1 protein-coding gene is annotated in these 856 nt (G+C 61.0%); it reads right to left on the bottom strand.

All coding sequences use genetic code 11. From position 1 onward, the window contains the following. Nucleotides 1-118: 118 nt before the first annotated feature. Nucleotides 119-856, bottom strand: a 738-nt coding sequence (locus ACFQND_RS03860; RefSeq protein WP_377412360.1) for an IS3 family transposase, incomplete at its 5' end; no start/stop codon positions are given.

The raw sequence follows: 856 nt of genomic DNA, 5'->3' as shown, positions 1-856 counted from the left end.
GGTCTGTCAGGTTAACGGTGGATCTGGCCTGGCGCATTCTTAGTTGATTCGGCCTTCGAAGGTGATCGCGAAGGCGTTGAGTGAATTGGCCTGGTTTGAGTTCCGACCGGTTTTCCTGTCAACCGGTCGGTGACAGAAGTTCCTCGGCCTCAGCATAGTAGGCCTGCTCGACCTCGATCGGGGTACGCATATCGAGCTCCCCGTGAAGGCGCTCATGGTTCCACCACCACACGTATTCGAGGGTCGCGAGTTCGACCTGCTCAACCGTCCGCCAGGGGCCCTGCTGTCGGATCAGTTCGGTCTTGTAGAGGTTGTTGACCGCCTCAGCCATGGCATTGTCAAAACTGTCGCCGACCGTCCCGGTCGAGGGCACTGCTCCGAGTTCCGCAATGCGATCCGTATAGACCATGGCGGTGTAATTCGATCCGTGATCGGCGTGATGGATGAGCCCGTCGAGCCTGCCGCCCGATTGCCACGCAGCCATATCGAGTGCCTGCATTGGCAGAATCTCTGATTTCAGCGTCGCAGCGACATTCCAGCCCACGATTCTGCGCGAGTACACGTCAGTGACGAACGCGACATAGGCGAACCCAGACCAGGTGGCGACGTAGGTCACGTCGCACACCCAGAGCTTGCGCGGCCCGTCAGCGGCGAATCTCCGGTTGACGAGATCGGCAGGCAGTGCCGCCGTTTTGTTGGGGCGTGTGGTGAACACGCGCTTTGATTTCCGTACCCCGCGCACGCCGGCGAGCCGCATCAGACGCTCGGTCTGGTCGCGGCCGATCTTCCACCCCTCACGCTTCAGCAGGGCATGCATCTTCCGGCGCCCGTACACGCTGTAGTGCTTCGCGTGGAG

It is taken from the genome of Polaromonas aquatica (assembly GCF_042659145.1).
GTDB lineage: Bacteria > Pseudomonadota > Gammaproteobacteria > Burkholderiales > Burkholderiaceae_C > Polaromonas > Polaromonas aquatica.
Note: the sequence above shows the minus strand (reverse complement) of the source record. Positions and strands in the feature narration are given on the sequence as shown.